Source organism: Mammaliicoccus sp. H-M34, from assembly GCF_022386495.1.
GTDB classification, from domain to species: domain Bacteria; phylum Bacillota; class Bacilli; order Staphylococcales; family Staphylococcaceae; genus Mammaliicoccus; species Mammaliicoccus fleurettii.
In genome coordinates, this window is sequence record NZ_JAJNIK010000008.1 from 57,442 (window position 1) to 82,080 (window position 24,639).

24 protein-coding genes are annotated in these 24,639 nt (G+C 33.8%); 7 read left to right on the top strand and 17 right to left on the bottom strand.

Annotated features, from left to right (window positions below; genetic code table 11):
• Nucleotides 1-6 precede the first annotated feature (6 nt).
• From LQ608_RS10130 to LQ608_RS10160, 7 genes are read right to left on the bottom strand one after another with little or no spacing between them, the layout of a single operon-like run.
• Nucleotides 7-1,596, bottom strand: coding sequence for a solute:sodium symporter family transporter (locus LQ608_RS10130; protein ID WP_239751728.1), 1,590 nt, complete (start codon nt 1,594-1,596; stop codon nt 7-9).
• Nucleotides 1,597-1,648: 52 nt separating this feature from the next.
• Nucleotides 1,649-2,533 carry a myo-inosose-2 dehydratase gene (iolE, locus tag LQ608_RS10135; RefSeq protein WP_239751729.1) on the bottom strand — a complete coding sequence of 295 codons (885 nt, stop codon included), beginning with the start codon at nt 2,531-2,533 and terminating at the stop codon, nt 1,649-1,651.
• A 10-nt stretch (nt 2,534-2,543) separates the two neighbouring features.
• A complete protein-coding gene (locus LQ608_RS10140) occupies nt 2,544-3,563 on the bottom strand; it encodes a Gfo/Idh/MocA family oxidoreductase (protein ID WP_078357949.1) in 1,020 nt (339 codons plus the stop codon).
• A gap of 16 nt (nt 3,564-3,579) precedes the next feature.
• On the bottom strand, nt 3,580-5,493 hold the full coding sequence (iolD, locus tag LQ608_RS10145) for a 3D-(3,5/4)-trihydroxycyclohexane-1,2-dione acylhydrolase (decyclizing) (RefSeq protein WP_239751730.1): 1,914 nt from the start codon (nt 5,491-5,493) through the stop codon (nt 3,580-3,582).
• A 13-nt stretch (nt 5,494-5,506) separates the two neighbouring features.
• Nucleotides 5,507-6,466, bottom strand: a complete 960-nt coding sequence (gene iolC / locus LQ608_RS10150) for a 5-dehydro-2-deoxygluconokinase (RefSeq protein WP_239751731.1) — start codon at nt 6,464-6,466, stop codon at nt 5,507-5,509.
• Between the two features lie 14 nt (nt 6,467-6,480).
• A complete protein-coding gene (gene iolB / locus LQ608_RS10155) occupies nt 6,481-7,299 on the bottom strand; it encodes a 5-deoxy-glucuronate isomerase (RefSeq protein ID WP_239751732.1) in 819 nt (272 codons plus the stop codon).
• Nucleotides 7,300-7,314: 15 nt separating this feature from the next.
• Nucleotides 7,315-8,769, bottom strand: a complete 1,455-nt coding sequence (locus tag LQ608_RS10160) for a CoA-acylating methylmalonate-semialdehyde dehydrogenase (RefSeq protein WP_078357945.1) — start codon at nt 8,767-8,769, stop codon at nt 7,315-7,317.
• Between the two features lie 207 nt (nt 8,770-8,976).
• Between LQ608_RS10160 and LQ608_RS10165 the strand changes: the two genes are divergently transcribed.
• Entirely contained in the window at nt 8,977-9,732 is a 756-nt protein-coding gene (locus tag LQ608_RS10165) for a DeoR/GlpR family DNA-binding transcription regulator (protein ID WP_239751733.1), read from the top strand.
• 573 nt (nt 9,733-10,305) lie between these two features.
• On the opposite strand, the gene panC is transcribed toward LQ608_RS10165, so the two are convergent.
• A complete protein-coding gene (panC, locus tag LQ608_RS10170; RefSeq protein WP_239751735.1) occupies nt 10,306-11,148 on the bottom strand; it encodes a pantoate--beta-alanine ligase in 843 nt (280 codons plus the stop codon).
• Nucleotides 11,145-11,954: a 3-methyl-2-oxobutanoate hydroxymethyltransferase gene (panB, locus tag LQ608_RS10175; RefSeq protein WP_208144153.1), complete on the bottom strand. Its 810-nt coding sequence runs from the start codon at nt 11,952-11,954 to the stop codon at nt 11,145-11,147. The genes panC and panB overlap by 4 nt, the downstream gene beginning before the upstream one ends.
• A 61-nt stretch (nt 11,955-12,015) precedes the next feature.
• On the opposite strand from panB, the gene LQ608_RS10180 reads away from it, so the two are divergent.
• Both LQ608_RS10180 and LQ608_RS10185 read left to right on the top strand, forming a co-directional pair.
• A complete protein-coding gene (locus tag LQ608_RS10180) occupies nt 12,016-12,867 on the top strand; it encodes an oxidoreductase (protein ID WP_239751736.1) in 852 nt (283 codons plus the stop codon).
• 81 nt (nt 12,868-12,948) lie between these two features.
• On the top strand, nt 12,949-13,821 hold the full coding sequence (locus LQ608_RS10185) for an SDR family oxidoreductase (protein WP_239751737.1): 873 nt from the start codon (nt 12,949-12,951) through the stop codon (nt 13,819-13,821).
• 1,236 nt (nt 13,822-15,057) lie between these two features.
• Here the strand turns inward: LQ608_RS10185 and LQ608_RS10190 are convergent.
• On the bottom strand, nt 15,058-15,612 hold the full coding sequence (locus LQ608_RS10190; RefSeq protein WP_239751738.1) for a GNAT family N-acetyltransferase: 555 nt from the start codon (nt 15,610-15,612) through the stop codon (nt 15,058-15,060).
• Between the two features lie 200 nt (nt 15,613-15,812).
• Here LQ608_RS10190 and LQ608_RS10195 point away from each other — a divergent pair, with 200 nt between their 5' ends.
• The 3 genes from LQ608_RS10195 (at nt 15,813) to LQ608_RS10205 (ending at nt 17,458) form a co-directional block, all read left to right on the top strand.
• Complete coding sequence (locus LQ608_RS10195; protein ID WP_078357938.1) at nt 15,813-16,211, top strand: aggregation-promoting factor C-terminal-like domain-containing protein; 399 nt, start codon at nt 15,813-15,815, stop codon at nt 16,209-16,211.
• Between the two features lie 139 nt (nt 16,212-16,350).
• Complete coding sequence (locus LQ608_RS10200) at nt 16,351-16,980, top strand: NAD(P)-dependent oxidoreductase (RefSeq protein WP_239751739.1); 630 nt, start codon at nt 16,351-16,353, stop codon at nt 16,978-16,980.
• A gap of 70 nt (nt 16,981-17,050) precedes the next feature.
• Nucleotides 17,051-17,458: an Rrf2 family transcriptional regulator gene (locus tag LQ608_RS10205; RefSeq protein ID WP_239751740.1), complete on the top strand. Its 408-nt coding sequence runs from the start codon at nt 17,051-17,053 to the stop codon at nt 17,456-17,458.
• Between the two features lie 663 nt (nt 17,459-18,121).
• Here LQ608_RS10205 and LQ608_RS10210 read toward each other — a convergent pair.
• The 6 genes from LQ608_RS10210 to rpiA form a co-directional block, all read right to left on the bottom strand.
• A complete protein-coding gene (locus LQ608_RS10210) occupies nt 18,122-18,775 on the bottom strand; it encodes a CPBP family intramembrane glutamic endopeptidase (protein WP_239751742.1) in 654 nt (217 codons plus the stop codon).
• Between the two features lie 38 nt (nt 18,776-18,813).
• Nucleotides 18,814-19,857: a HAMP domain-containing sensor histidine kinase gene (locus LQ608_RS10215; RefSeq protein ID WP_239751744.1), complete on the bottom strand. Its 1,044-nt coding sequence runs from the start codon at nt 19,855-19,857 to the stop codon at nt 18,814-18,816.
• Nucleotides 19,858-20,538, bottom strand: a complete 681-nt coding sequence (locus LQ608_RS10220) for a response regulator transcription factor (protein WP_239751746.1) — start codon at nt 20,536-20,538, stop codon at nt 19,858-19,860.
• Nucleotides 20,539-20,543: 5 nt separating this feature from the next.
• On the bottom strand, nt 20,544-20,981 hold the full coding sequence (locus LQ608_RS10225; protein WP_239751748.1) for a DoxX family protein: 438 nt from the start codon (nt 20,979-20,981) through the stop codon (nt 20,544-20,546).
• Nucleotides 20,982-21,051: 70 nt separating this feature from the next.
• Nucleotides 21,052-21,504 carry a DM13 domain-containing protein gene (locus LQ608_RS10230; protein ID WP_239751749.1) on the bottom strand — a complete coding sequence of 151 codons (453 nt, stop codon included), beginning with the start codon at nt 21,502-21,504 and terminating at the stop codon, nt 21,052-21,054.
• Between the two features lie 92 nt (nt 21,505-21,596).
• Nucleotides 21,597-22,277 carry a ribose-5-phosphate isomerase RpiA gene (gene rpiA, locus LQ608_RS10235; RefSeq protein ID WP_345773103.1) on the bottom strand — a complete coding sequence of 227 codons (681 nt, stop codon included), beginning with the start codon at nt 22,275-22,277 and terminating at the stop codon, nt 21,597-21,599.
• A gap of 341 nt (nt 22,278-22,618) precedes the next feature.
• Here rpiA and isaB point away from each other — a divergent pair, with 341 nt between their 5' ends.
• On the top strand, nt 22,619-23,200 hold the full coding sequence (isaB, locus tag LQ608_RS10240) for an immunodominant staphylococcal antigen IsaB family protein (protein ID WP_239751751.1): 582 nt from the start codon (nt 22,619-22,621) through the stop codon (nt 23,198-23,200).
• 64 nt (nt 23,201-23,264) lie between these two features.
• Here the strand turns inward: isaB and LQ608_RS10245 are convergent, their stop codons facing one another.
• Nucleotides 23,265-24,407, bottom strand: a complete 1,143-nt coding sequence (locus tag LQ608_RS10245; RefSeq protein WP_107509207.1) for an NADH-dependent flavin oxidoreductase — start codon at nt 24,405-24,407, stop codon at nt 23,265-23,267.
• Nucleotides 24,408-24,639 lie beyond the last annotated feature (232 nt).

Consider the following 24,639-nt stretch of genomic DNA (forward strand, 5'->3'; position numbering starts at 1 on the left):
TTCCTCCTATGCTAATCCAAGTGGTGAGAATAAAATGTAAGTGCCTATCACTACAAATATGATAATACCGCCTACTAGATATCTATATTTCCAAGGCGTTATATCTACTTTTGCGTAATTAACACTGAAATCAAACTCATCAGATGGTTTCCATTTATTGAATAACATGACTACTAGTAAATCGATGAAGAATAATACACTTAATACATATAAATAATGAATTTCTGTTAATACTACTTTTGAAAGCGCATACAATACGATGTGTAAAATAAACATCACTTTACCACCAAGTTGTGATGTACGTTTAACAAAGAATCCAACAAGTACGAGTACTAAAAGTGGCATATTATACACACCATTAAACTCTTGTACCACTGCGTATAAACCTTGTGGGAACAATGAAATCATTGGTGCAATGATAACTACAATCACTCCGACAACTACTGTTACTAATCTCCCAACTCTAGAAACTTGTTTGTTGCTTGCTTCTTTGTTCATAATTGATTTGTAAAAGTCTAACGAGAACAATGTCGCTGTACTATTTAACGATCCAACAAATGAACTTAGTATGGCACCAAATATAACAGCACCGAATAATCCATAAGCCCATCCAGGTAAGACTTCATTAACTAACATTGGATATGCATTATCAGGATTCGAAACTTTGTCACCTAACATATTAAATGCTAGAACACCTGGGAACACTAAGAATAATGCACCAAATATTTTAAATACACCGACAAACATTGCACCTTTTTGAGCTTCTTTTAAGTTCTTACCAGCTAGTGCTTTTTGTACAATCATCTGGTTTGTACACCAGAAGAATAAGTTGTTAAAGAACATACCGAAGAATAATGTTGGCCAAGGTACGATATCTGAATCAATTGCACCTATTGAGTTTAATTTCTCTGGTGTATTCTGTATAACTTTGTCGAAGCCTTTTAAGAAACTTCCATCTCCAAACATGATTAAACCAAGAATTGGGATGGCAAGACCTCCAATAATTAAACCAATTCCATATATCGAATCACTGTGCGCACTTAATGATAGTCCACCAATAAATAAGTAAATAATACCCACTATACCTATCCCTGTTGATATAAGAATCACAGCTGTCATATCACTAATTTCTAACATATCACTTATATTGAAAATTTTATTAAATACGAGTGCACCTGAATAAAGTACAACTGGCAAGAAAGACACAACATATGTAAATATGAAAAGTAATGATACGAGTCGTTTCGTAAATGTATCAAATCTCATTTCAATGAAATCAGATATCGTATCTACACCATATCTAAAGTATCTAGGTAAGAATACGAGTGCCAATATGACAATTGCAATAGCAGCAGTTACTTCCCACGCCATTACTTCCATTCCAGCCATGAAACTTTGACCATTTTGACCTACTATTTGTTCTGTAGAAAGGTTTGTCATAATGATGGTTGACGCGATAGTAAAGCCAGTTAAACTTCTACCACCCATGAAATAACCTTCAGAATTTTGAGTGTCTATTTTTCTACTTCTTAAAAATGCATATACCCCTACTGCAAATACGACTAATACAAATGAAAATGCTGCAAATAAACTCATGATAACCCTCTCCCCTTAGGTGTTTAAATCACTCTCAATTTCATGATTATTTTTATTGATATTGTTCAATATATTCTTTTGCTTTTTTAGCATAAATAAACGGGTTGGCAACTGCTGGATCTTGTTCAGCTTCTACTACAATCCATCCTTTATAATCTGATTGATAAATTAAATCTAATATCGGTTTGAAGTCTATTACGCCATCACCTGGCACTGTAAACATGCCATCTTTCACACCATCTAAGAAGCATTTACAGTCTTTATCTACAACTTCTTTAACCTTTTGTCTAACATCTTTAAAATGTATATGCTTTATTCTATCTTTATGCCTATTGAATATATCTATTGGATCTTCTCCAGATAGTACAAGATGTCCTGTATCATATAAGAGAGAAACGTTATCTTTACTTGTTTTTTTCATTAATTCATCTATTTCATGAGTTGTTTGTACACCTGTACCCATATGATGATGGTATACAATTTCCATATCTTTCTCGTGAGCTAACTTTCCTAATTTCTCTAATCCATCCACTAATAATTGCCATTCTTTTTCAGTGAATACAGGTTTTTCTTTAAATAGTGCTTTCGTTAAATCTCCTTGAATGCTGTTACCTTGTTCAGAAACAACGATTACTTTAGCACCTAAAGCACTCAAGAAATCTCTATGTTTAATAAATGCAGCTTCAGTTACTTCATAAGGCTCTGACGTTAAATATAAACTGAGCCAAGCACTTGCTACTGATAATCCTCTTGGTTCTAGAAAAGATTTTAATACTTCTGGATCTTTCGGATATTTATTACCAATTTCAGTACCTTCATATCCTGAAAGTGCCATTTCACTAATGCATTGTTCAAAAGAATTCTCATAACCTAATTCGGGCATGTCATCATTTGTCCATGCAATCGGTGCACATGCAAAACGTATATCTTTAGTCATTTAACTCACCTCATAAAGTAATGATATTCTTGTTTTCGAAAGATTCTTGCATTGCTATTGCTACTTCAGTACTTTTTAAACCATCTGTTCCAGTAATTGAAGAAGGTTCTTTCTTTTTAATGGATTCTACAAAAGCATTTAATTCATTAATAAATGCGAATTTAAAGCGTTCTGGAAAATGACCTGAAGTTGGCCTTACGACACCGTTCTTGTCATATACAGTGACTAAGTTCTTCTCTGGTGCATTACCAATTCTGATCATACCTTCAGTACCAATGATTTCTGTTTCAACATGATAACCATGTTGTGCGTTTCTTCCTGCTAATAAATAAGCAATTGTACCGTCTTCTAACTCCGCTAAACATGCACCGGTTTCAAGTTCTTCACATTCTGAAAGTTCAGGTGCTGCTATATTATTTCCTAGGGAATATACCGTCTTAAATTCCGAACCTGTAAACCAGCGAACGAGATCAATATCATGAATCGACATATCTAAAAATATTCCGCCACTTGCACTGTTCTTAGCGAATTGGATAAAACTATCCAACCCAGCACTTGGGTCAATTCCGTAGCAACGCATAGCTGTAATTTTTCCTAAATCTCCATTATCGACTGCATCTTTCGCAAATTGATATGAATCATCAAATCTACGCATAAATCCTAATTGGAATACTTTATCTTTATTGTTATCTATTTTTTCAACAACTTGTTTAATGTTTTCTAGTTCAAGTCCAATTGGTTTTTCAGAGAACACATGCAAACCTTTATCTAAAGCTTGTGTGATTTGAACAGCATGAAATCCACTAGGTGAAACGATAACAACCGCATCCAACGCGTCATTTTCAATCATTTCTGTATAAGATGTGTAACAATTTTCTACGCCTAATGTATCTCTTGCATATGCTAACTCTTGTTCAACAACACTTGCTACAGCGTATAACTCTGCATCTTTAACGTGATTCACAATATTCTCAGCATGCACTTGACCAAGTCTTCCTAATCCAACTTGACCGATTTTTATTTTTGTCATCGTTCTTTCCTCCAATTTAGTAATGTTTTGCAGTCTTCATTGATAATGTCTTTTCTTTAAATGCTTCTTGAATAGATGGCTTGTCACTATGTTCTGATACGCCTACATTCCAAAATGATTCGTATCCATCTGTCATTGTTTTAGGTAATGTTTTAATTTCTATTAATGTAGATTTAGTTTCTTTTTTAGCTTGGCTAATCGCTGCTTCAAGTGATTCAAGATTGTTTACACTATATGAAACAGCTCCATAACCTTCAGCTATTTTCTTATAATCAATATTCATCACATTACCGTTATAATCATTAAACTCTGTACAGAAACTAGCGCTTCCATTACCCATCTGTAAATTATTAATACAACCAAAACCACTATTATCAAAAAGAACGATGTTAATTTTGTAGTTATATTGCAATGCCGTTACTAGTTCAGTGTGTAACATTAGGAAACTACCATCACCAACTAATGCATAGACTTCTCGATCAGGATTGGCAATTTTAGCGCCAACAGCTGCTCCGATTTCGTATCCCATTGTTGAATAACCATATTCCATGTTGTAAGTATTGAATACATCGGTATCCCATAATCGTTCTAAATCTCCTGGCAATGAACCAGCAGCTGCAACAATTATTGCATCTTTATCTATTGTTTCATTCACTTTGATTAAAGCGTTCGTTTGAGGTAATTCTGTATTAAGTGAAGTTGTATACTGATTCAATTTTTTTGGATCAAAATGACCTGCAATTTCTGCTTCAAAGTTATCTTTATGAATATCAATTTGAGATAATCTCGTTCTTTCTTCGTCCCATTGTTGTTTTACACGCTTAACAACTTCAAGCGTATTAAATTGATGACCTTCTAGATTATCTGCTATTTGTTTAACGGATACTTTAGCATCGCCGACAACTTGCACAGCATCTAATTTATATGCATCTACTCTGTTAACATTAATATTGATAACTTTAGCTTTATCAAAATTGATGACTGTCTTAGAACTCGTTGTAAAGTCTGAGTATCTTGTACCAATACCTATGATCACATCTGCATCTTTTGCATAAACGTTAGCTGCTAAATTTCCTGTTACGCCTAATCCGCCAAGATTTAATGGATGAGATGCTTCAATTGTTGATTTACCAGCTTGCGTTTCCGCCATAGGGATATTTGTTTCGTCCATTAGCTTTTTAATGATTTCTTGGACTTCAGAATATTTAGCGCCTCCTCCAACAATTAACAGAGGTTGCTTAGCTTGTTTCAATGTTTCAATAGCAGCCTTAATTGCACGTTCTGATGGCTCTAATCTATCAACGTAATGTACTCGCTTTTCAAAGAACGATTCAGGAAAATCAAATGCTTCTCCTTGAACATCTTGACTTAACGCTATCGTTACAGGTCCAGCAGTTTGTGGATTTGTCATCACTTCAAATGCACGTATAAGCGCCGACATTATTTGCTCAGGTCTCGTAATTCGATCAAAATATCTAGATACTGGTTTTAATGCATCATTAGTCGTGATGCCAATGCTTTGTGGATTCTCGATTTGTTGTAATACTGGGTCTGGTTGACGTGTTGCAAATGTATCACCTGGTAAAAATAATACTGGTATATGGTTTGCAGCAGCAGTTCCAGCAGCTGTTACTAAGTTTGCTGAACCGGGTCCTACTGAAGTAGTTACTGCGAATATTTTCTTTCTTAAACTTTGTTTACTAAAACCAATTGCAGTGTGTGCCATACCTTGTTCATTTTTTCCTTGAATAATTTTCAAGTCATCTTGATAATTTGATAAGCCTTCACCAATACCAAGTACGTTTCCATGGCCGAAAATGTTCATAACACCTTCAACAAACTTAGTTTCTTCGCCATCAATGGAAATATATTGCTTAGTTAAAAATTTAACGATTGCTTCTCCAGTTGTTAATTTCACTGTATTGACCATGTTTAATACCACCTTAAGATTGTTCTTGAATTAAGTTTTCTATCTTTTCTACAGTAGGCATTGCTTCTGATGAACTATGACTACTAACAACTATGGCAGCTGATGCCGCACCATATTTCAATGCTTCTTCAACCGATTTACCTTGTACAAGTGCATAAATAAAGGCAGCTGCGTACGAATCACCTGCTCCAAAAGTCTTCACAACATTTGCTTTAAATGCTTTACCCTCATATGTGTTTCCATCTTTATCAAAGGCATTTGAACCTTGCACGCCATGTTTAATGACAACTAAATTCGGTGTCGCTTCAAATAGTAATTCGCTTATCTCTTTATCAGTTAATGGTTTGTAACGTTCTACCATGTCAAACTCATCTCTCGTACCTATTACTACATCAGCTTGTTTTGCTACTAATTCACTATAAATAGAAGTTTCTTCTTCACTAGCCCAACTATATGGTCGATAATCTAGTTCAAAAATCACTTTTACATCATGCTTTTTTGCTAATTGTAGTGCTTTTAATACCGCTTCTCTTGAAGGAGATTTAGCTAACGCTGTGCCAGAAATAAGTAAATATTCTGAATTTTTGATATATGATTCATCTACATGTTCAGGCGCTAGATATAAATCTGCTACTTCTTCTCTATACATTAATATGCTTGATTCTTTAGGACTTTTAATTTCTGTAAAAGTAAGACCTATTTTATGACCATTTTCATCTACATGAATTTGTGATGTATCTACGCCTACTTTTTCAAAATAATTCGTAATAAATCTGCCATGTTGATCATTTGAAACGTTAGCAATCATGCCAACGTCCAATCCCAATTTAGCAGTACCAATCATAATATTTGCTGGTGAACCACCTACATATTTAGTAAAAGTAGATGTCTCTTCCATAGGTCTATTAATTTCATTAGCATTTAAATCGATAGCAGCACGACCAATTGCTATTATTTGTTTTTTCTTTGTCATTTTTTGTGCACTCCTTATTCTCTATCAATAATCCATTCGTGATCTGGTTGATTATAGAATTTCCAAACTTTCTTTGGCCCTGCCATAACATTTAAATAATATCCATCATAACCATCTGGAACGGCTACTGGATGATAGCCTTCAGGTACAACAACAACATCTCCATGCTCTACTGTCATCGTTTCATCTAATGAAAGATCATCTGTAAATACACGTTGAAAGACAAATCCTTTATTAGGGTTCATTTCATGATAGTAAGTCTCTTCAAGCAAAGATTCATTCGGTAAATTATCTACATCATGTTTATGAGGTGGATAACTAGACCAATTACCTTGATCTGTATACACTTCTACGACTAATAACTTTTCACTAGCAGTATGTGTATCAGGCAGTATATTGTGTACATGTCTTTTGTTTGAATACTTACCTCTATCTTCTACTGTATTTTCTGATGCTGGAACAAGTTGTGTTGCTCTTTCTCCATCTGCTGGTGAATAACAAAATACAACTCTAGAATCTTTATTAGCCTTTATTTTTACATTATGATTTTTAGAAATATAAATGCTATCAGTCGGGATTTTTTCAAATACAGAATCTCTTGTTCCTAAATCTGAATAAGTGTCATCTCCATCTGAGACATCAATATTTCCTGTTAAAGCTACAATACAAAGTTCAAAATCACCTGTAGATTCCTCATAAATTCCTTGTGATTTAATGTCTAGAACTTTAAATCCTATATAATCTAAATGAATGTCATTTGGTTGTAAATCATGTATCACTTGTACATCATCACTTAATGGATGATGTACAGGTTTATTTAATAATCGAGCCATCTCTATATTCACTCCTTAAAATTGTGGGTTACCATGACGAGCAGTTACGACTTTACGGTGTGTATAGAATTCAATGCTATCTTTACCGTTAGCGTGTAATGAACCATAGAATGAAGATTTCCAACCTGAGAATGGGAAGATCGCCATTGGTGCTGGTACACCTAAGTTAATACCTAACATACCTGCATCGATATTTTCTCTGAAGTATCTAATTGATGATGCACTATCTGTAAATAAACACGCACCATTTGCAAATTCTGATTGATTCGCTAATTTAATTCCTTCTTTTAAATCTTTAACTTTTACAATAGATAAAACTGGAGCAAATATTTCATCTTGCCACAATTTCATATCAGTTGTAACATCTTCAAAAATTGTCGGTTTAACAAAGTAACCCTCTTTGTTATTATCTTCTCTACCATCTAGTACAAGTTTTGCACCTTCAGCTACACCTTGATCTACATAATTTAATGTACGCTCTACATTCTCTTCTCTAATAACTGGCCCTAAAAATACGTTATCTTCTAAACCGTTACCGATTACGATATCTTTAGATGCTTGTACAAGCTTTTCTTTAAATTCATCATAAACGCCTTCTTGTACAGCTACGACTGCTGCTGCCATACAACGCTCACCTGCAGAACCAAATGCTGCACCGATTACATCTTTAACAGCTCCATCAATGTTTGCATCATTTAAAATGATCGTATGGTTTTTAGCACCTGTTAAACATTGTGCACGTTTTAAGTTTTCAGTAGCTTTTTTGTAAACATATTCGCCGACTGGTTTAGAACCTACAAATGAAACAGCTTTAATATGTTCATTTTCACAAATTCCATTTACTACATCATGTGCTCCGTGTACAACATTGAATACACCTTTAGGGAAACCTGCTTCTTCAACTAACTCTGCAAGTTTATTTACTAATAATGGTGTCTTTTCAGATGGTTTAATGATAAAAGTATTACCTACTGAAATAGCCATTGGGAACATCCAACATGGCACCATCATTGGGAAGTTAAATGGCGTAATACCACCTACAACACCTACTGGATATTTATAACTTGTACCTTCTATATTTGTTGCAATACTTGATAATGAATCACCCATCATCAACGAAGGCGTACCTGAAGCGAATTCAACATTTTCAATTCCTCTTTGTACTTCGCCTAACGCTTCATTCGTATTCTTACCATTTTCTTTCGTAATAATTTCAGCTAATTCATCTTTATTGTCTAATAATAATTGTTGAAGTTTAAATAATAATCTCGCACGTTTAGGTACAGCTACTTCTTTCCACTCTTGAAAAGCTTCTTGTGCAAGTTGAGCTGCTTCATCTAATTCTTCTCTAGTTGAAACCGGAACTTTAGCAATAATTTCTTTTGTAGCTGGATTTATAACATCTATTGTTTCCTTACTTTTTGACGCTTTCCATTCACCGTTAATATAATTCTTTAAGATTTCTGCCATTTTAAAATCCTCCAGTTATTATTTTTAAAGTAACCGCTTACATCAATATTTAAAAAATTTGAGCATATATTGATTAACTATTGGTTACTTGTTGAGACAATATTATAATATACTGAATAATATGTCAACTTTTGAGTAACTTATAATTTTTTATAGTTGTTAAATCTATAATTTTTGGGTATATTGTAAGAAATGGGGGAATCACTAATGAAATCTAAACGCATTTATGAAATCGAATCTTTCATAAAAAAGAACAAAACAGCTTCAATAGATGAATTGAAGGAAATCTTCAATGTGTCTGTAAATACAATAAGGCGAGATGTAAATCTATTAGCAGAGATGAATATCGTAAAAAAGGTTTATGGTGGCATTGAAGTCGTTGAAGACCAATATAAAGCAGTCGACTACCAAGAAAGAAACGTCGAAAATTATCAAGCTAAAAAATATATTGGAAAAATAGCCGCACAACAAATTGAAGCGAACGATATCATCTATATAGATACCGGTACGACAACAATCCATATATTAGAATACGTCGACAAAAACCTATCATTCACAATTATTACAAATAGCTTGGACATTATGAATAAAGCCTCTCAATTTAAGAATGTCACTCTATTTATAATAGGAGAAAAGTACAAACCACGTACAAGATCATTTATAGGAATTGACTCTAATTTATTGTTAACAAAGTTCAATATAACAAAATGCTTTATGGCAGCTACAGGCGTCAACATACAGAACGGACTGTCCAACTCTGAAATGGAAGAAAATCTAATCAAACAACATATTACAAAAAAAGCTAGAGAAACATATGTACTAGCAGATTATAGTAAAATGGGACAATCAACTTTATTAACATATAGTAACTTGGTAGATATAGACAAAATCATCACAGACAAAAATCCTCCTCAAGAAATACAACAATTTTGTAACGAAAATGAGATAGAAATTGTATATTAGAATTGAAATAAAGAGCCCTCTTAAAATGTGACATTCATTTTAAGAGGGTATTTTAATTTGGGAATATGAAATTGTATGTTGTCTACGATTAACTCCCGACTTAATCTACAACTTAATCAATCTCTTAGATTAACTCCCGAATTAATCTACAACTTGGTCAATCTCTTTGATTAACTTCCGAATTAATCTACAACTTAGCCGATCTCTTAGATTAACTACCGAATTAATCTACAACTTAGACGATTTCTTAGATTAACTCCCGAATTAATCTACAACTTAGCCGATCTCTTAGATTAACTTCTGAATTAATCTACAACTTGGTCGATCTCTTAGATTAACTGCCGACTTAATCTACAATTTGGTCGACTTCTTAGATTAACTGCCGACTTAATCTACAACTTAGCCGATCTCTTAGATTAACTTCTAAGTTAATCTACGTCTTACCTCATTTTTTCAAAAATTGAGGTAACCTCAACAAAATATATCTCATTTCTTAATCTACCCTCCATATAAAAACTCCCCGAGCGTTGGATTACAAATATCCGACGTTCGGGGAGTGCTATTTTCTACAACTTAAATAATAATGTTATCGATAAGTCTTGCTTGGCTAAATTTAACGGCTAGTGATATAAATATTTGTCCTTTTATTGTGTGTTGTTCTTCTAATTCTGGATAACTATATATCGCTACTTCTACGATTTCACCGCTTACGTTGTTCTCTAGGTATTGTGTAATTTCTTCTATTAAGATATTACTTTTTCTTTCACCTTGGTCATATCGTTGTTTTGCTAATTGTAAGCTTTTAGACAGGTGTACCGCTTCTCTTCTTTCTGCTTCTGTTAAATAAATATTTCTAGAGCTTTTGGCTAATCCGTCTTCTTCTCTAACGATTTCTATTGGCACGATATTAACTGTATGATTAAAGTCTTCTACCATTTTCTCAATTATTGCTAGTTGCTGTGCATCTTTTTTCCCAAAATATGCATTGGTTGGTTGTATAATATTGAAAAGTTTATTAACGACCGTTACAACACCATCGAAGTGTCCTGGTCGTTTTTTGCCTTCTAATACTTGTGCTAAGTGACCTACTGTTATCGTCATACTTAATTCACCAGGATACATTTCTTCTACTGTAGGATGAAATACATAGTCTACACCGATTTGTTTTAACTTTTCTAAATCTGATTCAAATGGTCTTGGATAGTCATCAAAATCTTCGTTAGGACCAAATTGTAATGGATTCACAAAAATACTTACTACTGTTACATCGTTTTCTTCTATTGATTGTTTCATCATTTTTAAATGTCCATCATGTAACGCACCCATTGTTGGAACTAATCCAATTGTTTTACCTTGTGTTATATATTTTGATGTAATACCTACCATGTCTTTAATAAACGTTACTTCTTGTGTCACTTACCTGTCTCTCCCATCACTTTCTTCTTATATGTGTGCGCTTCTGAAGGGAATGCGCCACTTTTCACTTCTTGATTGTATGATTTTAATGCTTCTACACCATTTGAAAAGTCACCATATTGTTTAACAAATTTCGCGATATGTTCTGAGCCATAATTCAATAAATCATGATATACCAATACTTGTCCGTCTGTTCCTTTACCTGCACCGATACCGATTACTGGAATTGTTAATTGTTCACTAATGACTTCTGCTAAATCGCTAGGAATAGCTTCTAAAACGAGCATCACCGCACCAGCTTGTTCTACAGCTTTCGCATCTGCTATCAATTGTTCTGCTTCTGCTCTTGAACCAGCCTGTAATTTATATCCCATTATACCTACACTTTGAGGCGTTAATCCTAAGTGTGAAACGACTGGTACACCGATTTGAGTACATCCTTCAATTAATGTCACATGTGGTCCTTCAATTTTGACTGCATTTGCTTTCGTATCTTTATATAATCGTACGGCATTTTTCATATCAGTTGAATGATCAATACCCACTGCACCAAATGGCACATCAACAATGATATAAGTTTCTGGTGCACCTCTTCTAACTGCTTTAGTATGATGAATCATATCTTCCATCGTTACTTCTACTGTACTGTCATATCCTAAAACAACCATTCCTAATGAGTCGCCTACAAGTATTGTGTCTATTTCAGCTTGTTCTGCCTGTTTAGCACTTGGATAATCATACGCTGTAATCATGGATATTTTTTCTTTTTGTTCCTTCATGGCCAACAATTGATTAATTGTTTTCATCCCGTACCACCTTCTCATTTTTGTTATTATGTATATATTAACATTGAAAGGAAAATAATAAATGAAAAAGTTTGGAATAATCGGTCCTGGTGCAGTTGGTACTGCTATCGCATACGCATTAAATCAATCTGGTCATATAGTTTCACTGTTTGGGAGGTCTCATTCAACCATCCAATTTCAAGAATACAACCAAAATGAGCAACATGAGCTAACGGTTCATTCGTTACAAGAAGCAAATGAAACAGTAGATGTCTTATTTATTGCTGTCAAGACGACCCAACTTGATTCAATCATCCCTTACCTTAACAATGTCATACATTCAAATAGCGTTATTATTTTAACTCAAAATGGCTATGGACAGCTAGAAAAAATTGATCATCCTAATAAATATCAAGCAGTTGTTTATATAAGTGGTCAAAAAGATGGTCCTCACGTTACACATTTTAGAGATTGGACTTTAAAACTTCCTATTAATGATTACACGCTTGATTTACAACAATCTACTCAACAAAGTTTACTTAATATTGAGTGTCTTGAAGACTATGCCGAACAGGTTTGGTACAAATTGATCGTTAATTTAGGTATTAATACAGTAACGGCATTAACGAGACAACCAGCAAAAGTATTGAATGCTATTGAAGTCAAAACATTGTGTTACAACTTATTAGTAGAAGGCAAACGTGTTGCTGAAGCTGAAGGTGTATATTTTAATGATGATTTAGAAAATAGCATCATGAAGATATATGACGGGTATCCAGACGACATGGGAACAAGCATGTATTATGACATGATTAATAACCGACCTTTAGAGACTCAATATATTCAAGGTTATATTTATCAACTCAGTCAAAAGCATCAATTATCTACGCCACATATCGATAGTACTTATGCAATTTTAAGCACATTTCAATAATTTTTACGCAGTGTAATTTGTTTCAATTTCCTTTATTTGGGTATTTATTAATATGATTTCAAATGAAGGAGCGTAACTTTTATGAAGGATAAATTCGACAAAAAGCATGAAGAAATACAAGGTTATACTCAAGACGTGCAGCCTGGTATAGAACATGAAATGGAGCCAAAGCCTATTATTGAAGATGAAGATTATAAGGCTGCTGGTAAATTAAAAGGCAAAGTCGCACTTATTACAGGAGGAGATTCTGGAATTGGTGAAGCAACTGCAATTCTGTTTGCTAAAGAAGGTGCAAATGTTGCGATTGCTTATTATGACGAAGATAAAGATGCCAAATACGCTTTAGCAAGACTTGAAGAAATCGGAGTTAAAGCAAAAGCATATAAACACGATTTAAAAAAAGACAAACATGCCAATGAACTTGTTGACCAAGTTATTGAAGATTTCGGTCAACTGAATATATTAGTTAATAATGGTGGTATTCAATATCCACAAGATCATTTTGAAGATATTACGAAAGAACAATTACAAGAAACGTTTGAAACGAACTTTTTCGGAATGTTCTATTTATCTCAAGCTGCATTACCTCATTTAAATAAAGGAGATACGATTATTAATACTACAAGTGTTACTGCATATCGCGGTTCAGCACATTTAATAGATTATTCTGCTACTAAAGGTGCGATTGTATCATTCACACGTTCACTCGCTTCATCTTTAGCAGAGAAAGGTATTCGCGTTAATGCAGTAGCACCTGGACCAATATACACACCTTTAATACCAGCAACATTTGATAAAGACAAAGTAGAAAACGCTGGTTCTGATACACCACTTGGTAGACGAGGACAACCAAGTGAGAATGCCCCGGCATATGTTTATTTAGCATCTCAAGATTCCACTTATGTTACAGGACAAGTCATCCATGTTAACGGTGGCGACTATATGACAACTTAATATTATATTGAGAATAACGCCCGAATTTATCAAGTTCACATTGACTTGATAAGTTCGGGCGTTCTATTTATCATGTTGTGCCTGTCTTGATAAATTCACGGGCTCTATTTATCATGTTGGGCCAGTCTTGATAAATTCACGGGCTCTATTTATCATGTTTTGCCTGTCTTGATAAATTCACGGGCTCTATCTATCATGTTGTGCCAGTCTTGATAAATTCACGGGCTCTATTTATCATGTTTTGCCTGTCTTGATAAATTCAACCGCTCTATTTATCATGTTGTGCCAGTCTTGATAAATTCACGGGCTCTATTTATCATGTTGGACTCGTCTTGCAATATTCAGACGTTCTATGTTGCTAGTCGGGCCTGTCTTGCAATATTCAGTCGCTCTATGTTGCTAGTCGCCCCTGTCTTGCAATATTCGGACGCTCTATGTTGCTAGTCGACACTGTCTTGCAATATTCAGTCGCTCTATGTTGCTAGTCGACCCTGTCTTGCAACATTCAACCGCTCTATGTTGCTAGTCGGGCCTGTCTTGCAATATTCAGTCGCTCTATGTTGCTAGTCGGACCTGTCTTGCAATATTCAACCGCTCTATTTATCATGTTGGACTCGTCTTGATAAATTCACGGGCTCTATTTATCATGTTGGACCTGTCTTGATAAATTCACGGGCTCTATTTATCATGTTGTGCCAGTCTTGATAAGTTCGGGCGTTCTATTTATCATGTTGGACCCGTCTTGATAAATTCACGGGCTCTATGTTGCTAGTCGCCCCTGTCTTGCAATATTCGGACGCTCTATGTTGCTTGTTGACCCTGTCTTGCAATATTCAACCGCTCTATGTTGCTTGTTGGACCTGTCTTGCAATATTCAGCCGCTCTATGTTGCTAGTCGCCCCTGTCTTGCAATATTCAACCGTTCTATGTTGCTAGTCGGGCCCGTCTTGCAATATTCAGACGTTCTATGTTGCTAGTCGGGCCTGTCTTGCAATATTCAACCGTTCTATGTTGCTAGTCGGACCTGTCTTGCAATATTCAGGCGCTCTATGTTGCTAGTTGGACCTGTCTTGCAATATTCGGACGCTCTATGTTGCTAGTCGACCCTGTCTTGCAATATTCAGTCGCTCTATGTTGCTAGTCGGGCCTGTCTTGCAATATTCGGACGTTCTATTTATCATGTTGGACCCGTCTTGATAAGTTCACGGACACACCCTCATCCTCATTACTTCTCTTCTATATATCTAGCTTCCTATCTAATACTTCTTCCATCATCATCCAGCCTTTTTGATCTTCTCCGTCTGTATCATATGGCTCGAATCCGTAATTTAAATACATATTTATAGCTGGATAACTTGTCGTTTGTGTTGTTAAATATACTTGCTCATTGCCAAGTTCAATCATTGTATTTAATGCTGTGCTTAATAATGGCTTCGATAGTTTCTTTCCTTGATATTCTGGTTTAATTGCTACAAAGTGTATTCTTCCTAATTTTTCCCCTATGCCTTCTAAATGACCAAACCATGCTGTTGTTGTACCTATTACTTCTCCACTTTTATTCTCTATAAAAAGACATCTATATTTCATTTCTTCTATATTAGTACCGAATTCTTTATTGAATCTTTTCAGTGCTTCATCAGTATCTTTAAATTCTCCAGCTGCAGTTTCAACTTTAGCCCAATTGTGTTCATCACCTTGTCTAAACATTCTTATCGTATATCCTTCTGGTAATTCGAATTGAGGGAAATTTTCTAAGTTATTTCTGAACATTTTTAGTTTAATTCTTTCCATAAGTCATACCTCTTTTTCTATTTTTTGAAAAATTACAGACTGTCATAAATCTATAATTCTTTTAATATTCCTGTCATAAAAGACATTTCTTTTTTATTCTACTGTAACCTATGATATCAAAATTGATGTTAAAGTGTATAAAGTAATCAAGAGACAAAATATATAAATTTAATTTATTGCTTATGGAGGAAAATTTTATTATGAAAAAATTATTATTTGCAACAACAGCTGCAGCAGGAATTATTGCTTCTGGTTTTGGAGCACAAGCAGATGCAAGTGAAAATACAAACTACTCAACTCAAAATACTAACTATACAACTACACAAGTAGCGGATACATCTAATACAAACGAAGTATACAAAGAATTTATTGCTGCTGGTGGTACAAAAGCATTATGGGATAATATTGTAATGCCTGAATCAAGTGGTAACCCTAACGCTGTTAATGAACTAGGATATAGAGGTCTTGGTCAAACTAAAGAAGCATGGGGTACTGGTAGTGTTACTGAACAAACTAAAGGCATGATTAACTATGCTAAAGAACGTTACGGTTCAGTAGAAGCTGCAATTGCATTCCGTCAAGCTAACAATTGGTGGTAAGATTTAATATCATATCAAAGGCTGCTATGTGGATATCCGCATAGCAGTCTTTTTATATGAATCATGCTTTTTGACAAACACAATGAGACATATTATACTTAACTTGTATTCAAATTAAATACAAGTGAGGTTTTTTAAAATGAAAATAGGCGTAATCGCAGCAAATGGTAAATCAGGTAAACTGATAACAGAAGAAGCAGTGAATAGAAATTTAGATGTTACTGCAATCGTACGTAATGAAAATAAAACTATTGCTAAACAATCTATTATTAAAGATATTTTTGAATTAACAACTGAAGATTTAACACAATTTGACGTTGTGATCGATGCTTTTGGTGAATTTAGAGAAGATAAACTTCATTTACACCAAGACACTGTCCAACATTTAAGTGATATTTTATCAAATACAAATACAAGACTAATCGTTGTTGGAGGCGCTGGTAGTTTATATGTTGATGAGCAATTAGAGACGCAACTATATAACACTCCTGACTTTCCAGATGCTTATAAACCACTTTCAACAGCTCAAGGAAAAGCACTAGACGATCTTCGTAAAAGAGATGATGTACGTTGGACGTTTGTTAGTCCAGCAGCAGAATTTATAGCTGACGGAAAAAGATCAGGAGACTATATACTAGCTGGAGAAAAATTAACATTAAACGGCAAAGGTGAAAGTAAAATAAGTTATGCAGACTTTGCTATTGCATTAATAGACGAAGCAACTGAAGGCAACCATGTACAAGAAAGAATTTCTGTAGTTTCAAAATAATTTCCAATTCTTATCGCTTTTATCATCTTTGAAAGTTATAATAAATAATGAATCTAAGAGGTGATAAAGCGTGAATACACAAATATCGGTCGCAATCCATATACTATCTTTGCTATCAATAAATGACGAACCAATCTCAAGTAAATATATAGCAAGTAGTATTAACAGCAACCCTACACTCGTAAGAAAAATATGTAAATTTTTAAAGAACGGTAATTTAATAGATAGTCAACAAGGTAAATCAGGTTACAAACTATCTAAATCAGCCGATCAAATAGCATTAGGCGACGTATACCATCTCATACAAGAAGAAGAACATTTCGCTAAAATACACCAAGACACAAACCCAGACTGCTTAATAGGTAAAAATATACAAACAGCATTAGATGAAATTTATACAGAAGTAGATCTAAAAATTATCGAAGAACTCAATAAAACAACAATAAAAGACTTAGCCACAAAAATGACTAATAAGTAACAAAAGGTCTAACCAATTTGAACATCCCCTTTCAAGTAGACACTAAATAGTGCCAAACTTTGAGAAGATTCGTTCATTATATTGGTTAGACCTTTTTTAGTATGGTACTGAGGTTGTGCTTGGTGGGGTTGCGCTTACTAGCAGAATTCTGAATTGTGCTCCTTAGACTGTTCTTACTGGCAGAATTCTGAATTGTGCTCCTTAGACTGTTCTTACTGGCAAAATTACGAATTGTGCTCCTTAGACTGTTCTTACTGGCAAAATTACGAATTATGCTCCTTAGACTGTTCTTACTAGCAGAATTACGAATTATGCTCCTTAGACTGTTCTTACTAGCAGAATTCTGAATTGTGCTCCTTAACAGTACCTCTCTTATGGACATTTCTCTGAATTTTGTCTCTAACAGCACCTCTTACGGACATTTCTCTGAATTTTGTCTCTAACAGCACCTCTTACGGACATTTCTCTGAATTTTGTCCCTTACACTACCTCTTACGGACATTTCTCAGAATTATGTCCCTTACAGCACCTCTTACGGACATTTCTCAGAATTATGTCCCTTACACTACCTCTTACGGACATTTCTCAGAATTATGTCCCTTACACTACCTCTTACGGACATTTCTCTGAATTTTGTCCCTAACACTACCGCCCGCTTATATACTATTTATACACAAACAAAAATATCAATATATGTACTAAGTTGTTTAATCCGTGACAAATTATGGCGATTTCGATTCGATTGGTGATTAAATATAATGCGCCAAAGATGAGTCCGAGTGCAAAGTAAATTATAAATTCTCCAATACTTGTTGGTCCGTGAATGAGTCCGAATAGGATACTTGATACGATAAACCCTGCCAGCAAATGTCCTTTGAACATACCTTTTAATATAAATCCTCTAAATATCAGTTCTTCAAATATTGGTCCTAAAATTACAAATATGATAATTGATATAAAAATCGGCATTGTGTTTAAATCTTTATACACATCCACTTGGTTACTTGGCTGCCCTATTATAGCTGAAATGGTCCAATATATTGCAAGAGATAGTATTGTAGCTATTAACCCATATAATAGGTGCTTTTTCTCAAGTGGTTTAAGCTGTATCAATTTAAATTGAAATTTTGATATTAAATATATGAGCATTATAAATAATATGAGTCCTATAACGAGCACAACTAAATTACTTGCTAACCCTATAGTTGTATATGTTCCCATACATATAATTGAAAGTAGTATAGACTCCCACAGGACATACTTATATTTATTATGTGCGATTGGCTCATTGTCTTCAAAAATTTTTTTAATGCTCATATAGTCCTAACTCCTTCTTCTTAAATGAAGATTCCTTATTATTTCATCGGTACTTTTAAATAGAATGTTGTACCTACATCTACTTTGCTTTCTACTTCAAGATGTCCGTCCATTTGTTGTGCGAGATTTTTAGCGATATAGAGTCCTAAACCAGAACCACCTGTATCTTTATTTCTTGATTCTTCAACTCGATATGTTCGATCAAAGATGCGATTTAAATGTTGTTCGGCTATACCTGGTCCATCATCTGAAACAGCGATACATATAGAATGATCCGCTTCTTTTGATACTTTTATTTCTATTCTCGAGCCTGCTTGTGTAAACTTAAATGCGTTATCGATTATATTAATTAAAATTCTCTCTAGAGGAATTCTATATTGTTTAATCGACGTTATTTCTTCACACAATTGTACATCTATTGTTCGATTTTTAGTTGATAATTGTCGTTCGTAAGATTGTAAAATTGTTACAAAAAGTTTATCTATATAAATCGTTTCAAGTTTGTATGTTTCTGCGTTGTTTAAATTGAGTTCCATTACACTTGTTAACTCATCAAACATATATGATATTCTTTGTGCTTGCTTAATTAATACATCATAGGCTTTTTGTTGCTCACTTGAGCCAGTAATCACGCCTTCTTTCAACCCTTCAGCATATGAAGCTATACTAGCTAATGGGGTCTTTAAATCATGCGTTAAATTTTGTACCATTTCACTTTTTTCTTGTTGCTCATGTTTCACTTGTTCAATTTTAGCCTCTATATTGTGAGCCATCATATTAAATGAGTCACTCAATTCTTTCATTTCTTTCGGGCTATCAATTTTTAACTTTGTTTCATTATAATTTCCATTAGCAATTAGTTTAGTTTGTTTATTCATCAATCTGATACGTTTAACTAATGGATTGATAAACAAAATACATATAAATGTAGTAAGACAGCTTGAAATAATGGCACTTATGGTAAGTAACAATGTTGTGTTCGCATCAAACCACATCCATTTATATGCTACTGCTAAAATAAGCGTCGTTAATACGATACTACTTATAAATGCGGTGATGATTTGTGTTCTAATAGTTAGCATTTATTTCGCCCTTTCAAATTTATAACCTAAACCCCAGACAGTTTTAATGACAAATTCATTGTAATTTTGTTGTTCTAACTTTTCTCTAATACGACGAATATGTACGTTTACAGTATTGGCATCTTCATAATAATCATATCCCCATACTTTCTCTAAAAGTTCCGATTTAGATATGACCATTTTTTCATGTTCAGCGAGATACCATAGTAGATCAAATTCTTTCACTCTTAATGCAATTTCTTCGTGATTAACTTTTATAATTTTTTCTTGTTTACATAATTGTAATGATCCAAAAGTTAAATACGCTTGTTGATTATATTTTTGAGTACGATTTAATAAGTTATGTGCTCTTAGTATGAGTTCACGTGGGCTGAATGGTTTCTTAATGTAATCATCAGCACCTAATGTTAATGCATATATCGTATCGTGTTCTTGTGTTTTAGCAGTTAAATAAATAAAAGGAATATCTAACTGTCCTGCTTTCATTTCTTTTACAACATCATAGCCATTCTTTTCAGGCATCATAATATCTAAAATAATTAAATCGATATCATCGTTCATTAAATCTATAGCTTGTTGACCATTAGATGCTGTAACGACATGATGTCCTTCATATTCAAAATAAGTCTTACAAATATCTAAAATATCTTGTTCATCATCTACAATTAAAATATTTGCCATATTATCTATCCTGCTTCCTTTTTCATAAACATATTATAAATAGCATATGCTGACAGATTACGTAATTTATCCATATTTAATACAATAATAATAAAACCTAATAACTGAATTGGATACGTAAAAATCATATCTGCTAATATGTAATTTATCATTATAAATATACCAAAAAGTGCTGCATATTTCTGTAAGAAACCAATAATTAGTGCAATACCAATCATCATTTCTCCAAGTGGTATAACCCACTCCCACAAAGTAGTATATGGTTCAATCATATACTCAAACATCAACTTATACCACATCGGGGAATCTTCGTTTTGAGCAATAACGTGTGTTAGTCCAGTTAAACTAAATCCTCCAGTGAATTTTTCATAACCTTGTATAAAAATCATCAATCCGCTCATTAAGCGAACGATTAAACATAAAAATTGAAATACTTTTTTCATAACATGCTCCTTTTAATAAAGTATTGGGGAAACTCAGTTGTACTGAATTCCCCCTAGAAATTAAATTATTTTACTTTAATTTTGCACTTCCGAATACGACATGTGCTTTTTTACAATAAATTGTAACTTCATTATATTTAGATGTGTCCATATCTTTTAAATCAAAAGTTTGTTCCATCTTGTTATAATCTACTTTATCAATTTCCATGCCCTTATCAACATTTCCATCTTTCGTTAAATACACGTGTAAATCTGGTCCTTTAGACGATTTGAAATCTGTAAGCATTAATTTCTTATCTTTAATCGTTGCTTTACCTTCCACCATTTCATCATTCATAGATTTGAACTTACCAGACATCATCATATCTTTATCTTTCATGTTATCTTTCGACATATCTTTATCTTTCATTTCACTTTTAGTATCCATATTCTCATCTTTTTTCATGTCATCATTGCCACATGCACCTAATAATAATGTTGTTGTTAATGCAAACGCACCTATAGTTGTCTTTGTTAAATTCATTTAACACATCTCCTCTTTAGTTGATATGTTAAGTGTATGCGCTATATGAGCATTAAACCATTAACTGTTTATTAACTACTATGAACTTATTATTAATTATTCATTTCTATAACTTTTCCAGAATTCGAATAACTGATTAGGACTTTTCGAGCCATATTGATGAATAAACCCGTCTCAACTACTCCAACAATAGAAATTAAGTCTTGGTTTAACTTTTCAGGATTGTTAATCACCTTAAAATCACAATCTAAAATATAATGATCATTGTCAGTTAAAAATATACCGTTATGGTCATTTCTTAAAGTAGCGTTACAACCTAGAGCTTCAATTTCACGAGCAGTCATTTCCCAGCCAAAAGGTACTACTTCAACAGGTAATTTAAACTCACCTAAAGTTTGAACATATTTAGATTCATCAATAATCACAATAAATTGATCCGTAGCATTTGCGACAATTTTCTCACGTAAAAGCGCACCACCCCCACCTTTAATCAGTTGGAAGTTCTCATCAACCTCGTCCGCCCCATCAATCACTAAATCTAAATGATTCACTTCAGAAAAATCAGTAAGCGGAATATTATTAGAACGCGCCCATTCAGCAGTCCTTTCAGAAGTAGGAATACCTTTAATATTTAACCCTTCTTTAATACGTTCACCTAAACTCTGAATAGCATAATACATAGTCGACCCCGTACCTAAGCCAACCACCATACCATCTTTAATATAATTAATCGCTTCATATGCAACACGTTTTTTAAGATCATCTTGATTCACACCGAACACCTCTTTTTAATAAAATGCTATACGAAATTTAGTTTAACATATCGCTAACCTATGTCTTGGTGGAACACTTCGATTAACGGCTGAGTTAATCTACAACTTCGGCAATCAAAAATTCCATCCACCAGATATATTTACATTTATGACTGTTTGTTGTACTATTGAGGTGTATTATTACACTTAGTCATAGCGTTTGACACATTTTTAGGAGTGATAATCACAAACATTTGTGGAAGGATGCCCTAGTTTAATGACTTGTCCAAAGATTTATGTATTTGAACATTGATTAAGCAGTTATAGCTGAGAGATACTCAAAAGTTAAGGAGTGATTTATTATGCGTAAAGCAGGAAAATTACTTGCATCAACTGTCATTGTATCAACACTTGTCGTAGGTTCTTCAGCAGCATATATGACAACGAGTAATTCAGAAGCTCAAGCAGCAGAACAAGTTCAAAAATGGGGTCAAGGTGTAGGTGGATCTAGTGGTACAAATACACAAAGTACTTCAGAAACAAACGCACAAATTCCTTGGTATAAATACGAAGGTTATACAACATACGATCCTTACTTTACACTAGATTATAATTTCGTACGTGCATCTAAATATGACAATGTTACCATCGATGGTTATAAAGTAGATCCAAAAGCTTTTAAAGATTATGCCTATTCTAAAAAAATTTATGATACGACTGTAGATTTTAATGATAAAAATGAAGTCATTCAAATAAGTTTTAAAACTAAACCAAATACAGTATCAAAAGAAGCTTTCAAAAAAGCTCATGCCTCTAACGATATGGAAGACGAAGGTCCAGATAGTGGCAATGGCACAATGATTCCTTATAATACAAACGATGCTTCATATAAAGCTTTCTTTGATGAAAATGGTTATTTGACTAAAATTATATATGGTCAATAATTTGATAATAAAATAGTAACAAAAAGGACTGAGACAAATGATTTGTCTCAGTCCTTTTTCATTTTTATTTAGTATTTGAAGCTTTTTCATCTGTTCTAGGTAATGGATAAAATCCAGCGTTAAACTGCTTCCATAATGGCTCTGGCAATTCATGTTTGTCAGTTCTTTCTGGATCAAATACTGAAACGATTTCATCTTCTTTACCTTGTTCTATTTTTGAAACGAATTGATGATCAAGTAATAATTCTCTACCTATTGCGATTAAAGGCGCTCCTGTTTCATAAGCTGCTAATGCATCATCTGCAGTAAAGATTGATCCTATACCAATTAATGGAACACGACCATTGATCCAATCTAATAATAATTTCACACGTTGTTCACCTTTGTACTGTCCTTCTCTTGTTGTAGAATGGATATCCATTAATGAAACATGTAAATAATCAATAGGTTGTTCTGAAAGTGTCTTAACTAGCTCTTCAGTTAACTCCATAGAAATTCCTGGAGATTCAACTTCTTCAGGAGAGAAACGATATCCTACAATAAAGTCTGGTGTTGCATGTTCACGCACTACTTTAGTAACTGCTTCAACAACAGCTAAAGGATATTTTAAATGGTCTCCCCACTCATCTTCTCTACGGTTGTAATAAGGTGAGAAGAATTGATGAATTAAATAATGATTAGCACCATGAATTTCAACACCATCAAAGCCTGCATCAATTGCAATTTTAGTTGCATTAGCAAATGATTCAATAGAATGTTCTATTTCTTCAACAGTTAATTCACGAGCTGTATGTTTTTCTTTTTGTCCAAAGCCTTGTACTGCAACTTCACTTGGAGCAGCCGCTTCACCAGTTGGCGTTAAACCAGGTAGAGACATTGCACCACCATGATGAATTTGAATTAAAGCTTTCGCACCATTTTTCTTCATCACTTCAGCTTGCTTAGTTAATCCTGGAAGATCTTCCTCTTTAGAAACTGAAGGTTGTCCAGGAAAAGCTTGTCCTAAAGGCTCAACATAACTAGCAGCAGTAAGAGAAATCCCTACATCTTTAGAACGTTTTTCTATATATGGAATTTCAATATCTGAGATAGTACCATCTTCATTTGAAGAAACATGAGTTAAAGGCGCTAAGACAAATCTATTTTTAACTTCTACACCATTAGGTAATTTTAAAGACTTAAATAAAGGTTCATATTTTTCATTCATTTTAGTAAATCCTCCTTATGAAATAACACTATACCACCATAAGAAATCAACACGCTACTTTAATGCTTATAAAAATAGTAGGAAATATATCGAAGACGGACTAGATACGTATTGATTGGGGTTAATTGGGGAGATGTCTTTGGTTAATGACTGAGTTAATATACAACTTAACCAATCTCTTCGATTAACTGCCAAGTTAATCTACAACTTACACAATCTCTTTGATTAACTA

What these genes read in the sequence shown, in the direction of transcription:
- LQ608_RS10185 (WP_239751737.1), top strand. Translation starts at nt 12,949, where the DNA reads ATGAAGGATAAATTCGACAAAAAGCATGAAGAAATACAAGGTTATACT.
- LQ608_RS10130 (WP_239751728.1), bottom strand. Translation starts at nt 1,596, where the DNA reads ATGAGTTTATTTGCAGCATTTTCATTTGTATTAGTCGTATTTGCAGTA.
- LQ608_RS10160 (WP_078357945.1), bottom strand. Translation starts at nt 8,769, where the DNA reads ATGGCAGAAATCTTAAAGAATTATATTAACGGTGAATGGAAAGCGTCA.
- isaB (WP_239751751.1), top strand. Translation starts at nt 22,619, where the DNA reads ATGCGTAAAGCAGGAAAATTACTTGCATCAACTGTCATTGTATCAACA.
- LQ608_RS10165 (WP_239751733.1), top strand. Translation starts at nt 8,977, where the DNA reads ATGAAATCTAAACGCATTTATGAAATCGAATCTTTCATAAAAAAGAAC.
- LQ608_RS10140 (WP_078357949.1), bottom strand. Translation starts at nt 3,563, where the DNA reads ATGACAAAAATAAAAATCGGTCAAGTTGGATTAGGAAGACTTGGTCAA.
- LQ608_RS10190 (WP_239751738.1), bottom strand. Translation starts at nt 15,612, where the DNA reads ATGGAAAGAATTAAACTAAAAATGTTCAGAAATAACTTAGAAAATTTC.
- LQ608_RS10245 (WP_107509207.1), bottom strand. Translation starts at nt 24,407, where the DNA reads ATGAATGAAAAATATGAACCTTTATTTAAGTCTTTAAAATTACCTAAT.
- iolB (WP_239751732.1), bottom strand. Translation starts at nt 7,299, where the DNA reads ATGGCTCGATTATTAAATAAACCTGTACATCATCCATTAAGTGATGAT.
- iolC (WP_239751731.1), bottom strand. Translation starts at nt 6,466, where the DNA reads ATGACAAAGAAAAAACAAATAATAGCAATTGGTCGTGCTGCTATCGAT.
- panB (WP_208144153.1), bottom strand. Translation starts at nt 11,954, where the DNA reads ATGAAAACAATTAATCAATTGTTGGCCATGAAGGAACAAAAAGAAAAA.
- iolD (WP_239751730.1), bottom strand. Translation starts at nt 5,493, where the DNA reads ATGGTCAATACAGTGAAATTAACAACTGGAGAAGCAATCGTTAAATTT.
- LQ608_RS10220 (WP_239751746.1), bottom strand. Translation starts at nt 20,538, where the DNA reads ATGGCAAATATTTTAATTGTAGATGATGAACAAGATATTTTAGATATT.
- LQ608_RS10210 (WP_239751742.1), bottom strand. Translation starts at nt 18,775, where the DNA reads ATGAGCATTAAAAAAATTTTTGAAGACAATGAGCCAATCGCACATAAT.
- LQ608_RS10200 (WP_239751739.1), top strand. Translation starts at nt 16,351, where the DNA reads ATGAAAATAGGCGTAATCGCAGCAAATGGTAAATCAGGTAAACTGATA.
- LQ608_RS10230 (WP_239751749.1), bottom strand. Translation starts at nt 21,504, where the DNA reads ATGAATTTAACAAAGACAACTATAGGTGCGTTTGCATTAACAACAACA.
- iolE (WP_239751729.1), bottom strand. Translation starts at nt 2,533, where the DNA reads ATGACTAAAGATATACGTTTTGCATGTGCACCGATTGCATGGACAAAT.
- LQ608_RS10225 (WP_239751748.1), bottom strand. Translation starts at nt 20,981, where the DNA reads ATGAAAAAAGTATTTCAATTTTTATGTTTAATCGTTCGCTTAATGAGC.
- LQ608_RS10180 (WP_239751736.1), top strand. Translation starts at nt 12,016, where the DNA reads ATGAAAAAGTTTGGAATAATCGGTCCTGGTGCAGTTGGTACTGCTATC.
- LQ608_RS10215 (WP_239751744.1), bottom strand. Translation starts at nt 19,857, where the DNA reads ATGCTAACTATTAGAACACAAATCATCACCGCATTTATAAGTAGTATC.
- LQ608_RS10195 (WP_078357938.1), top strand. Translation starts at nt 15,813, where the DNA reads ATGAAAAAATTATTATTTGCAACAACAGCTGCAGCAGGAATTATTGCT.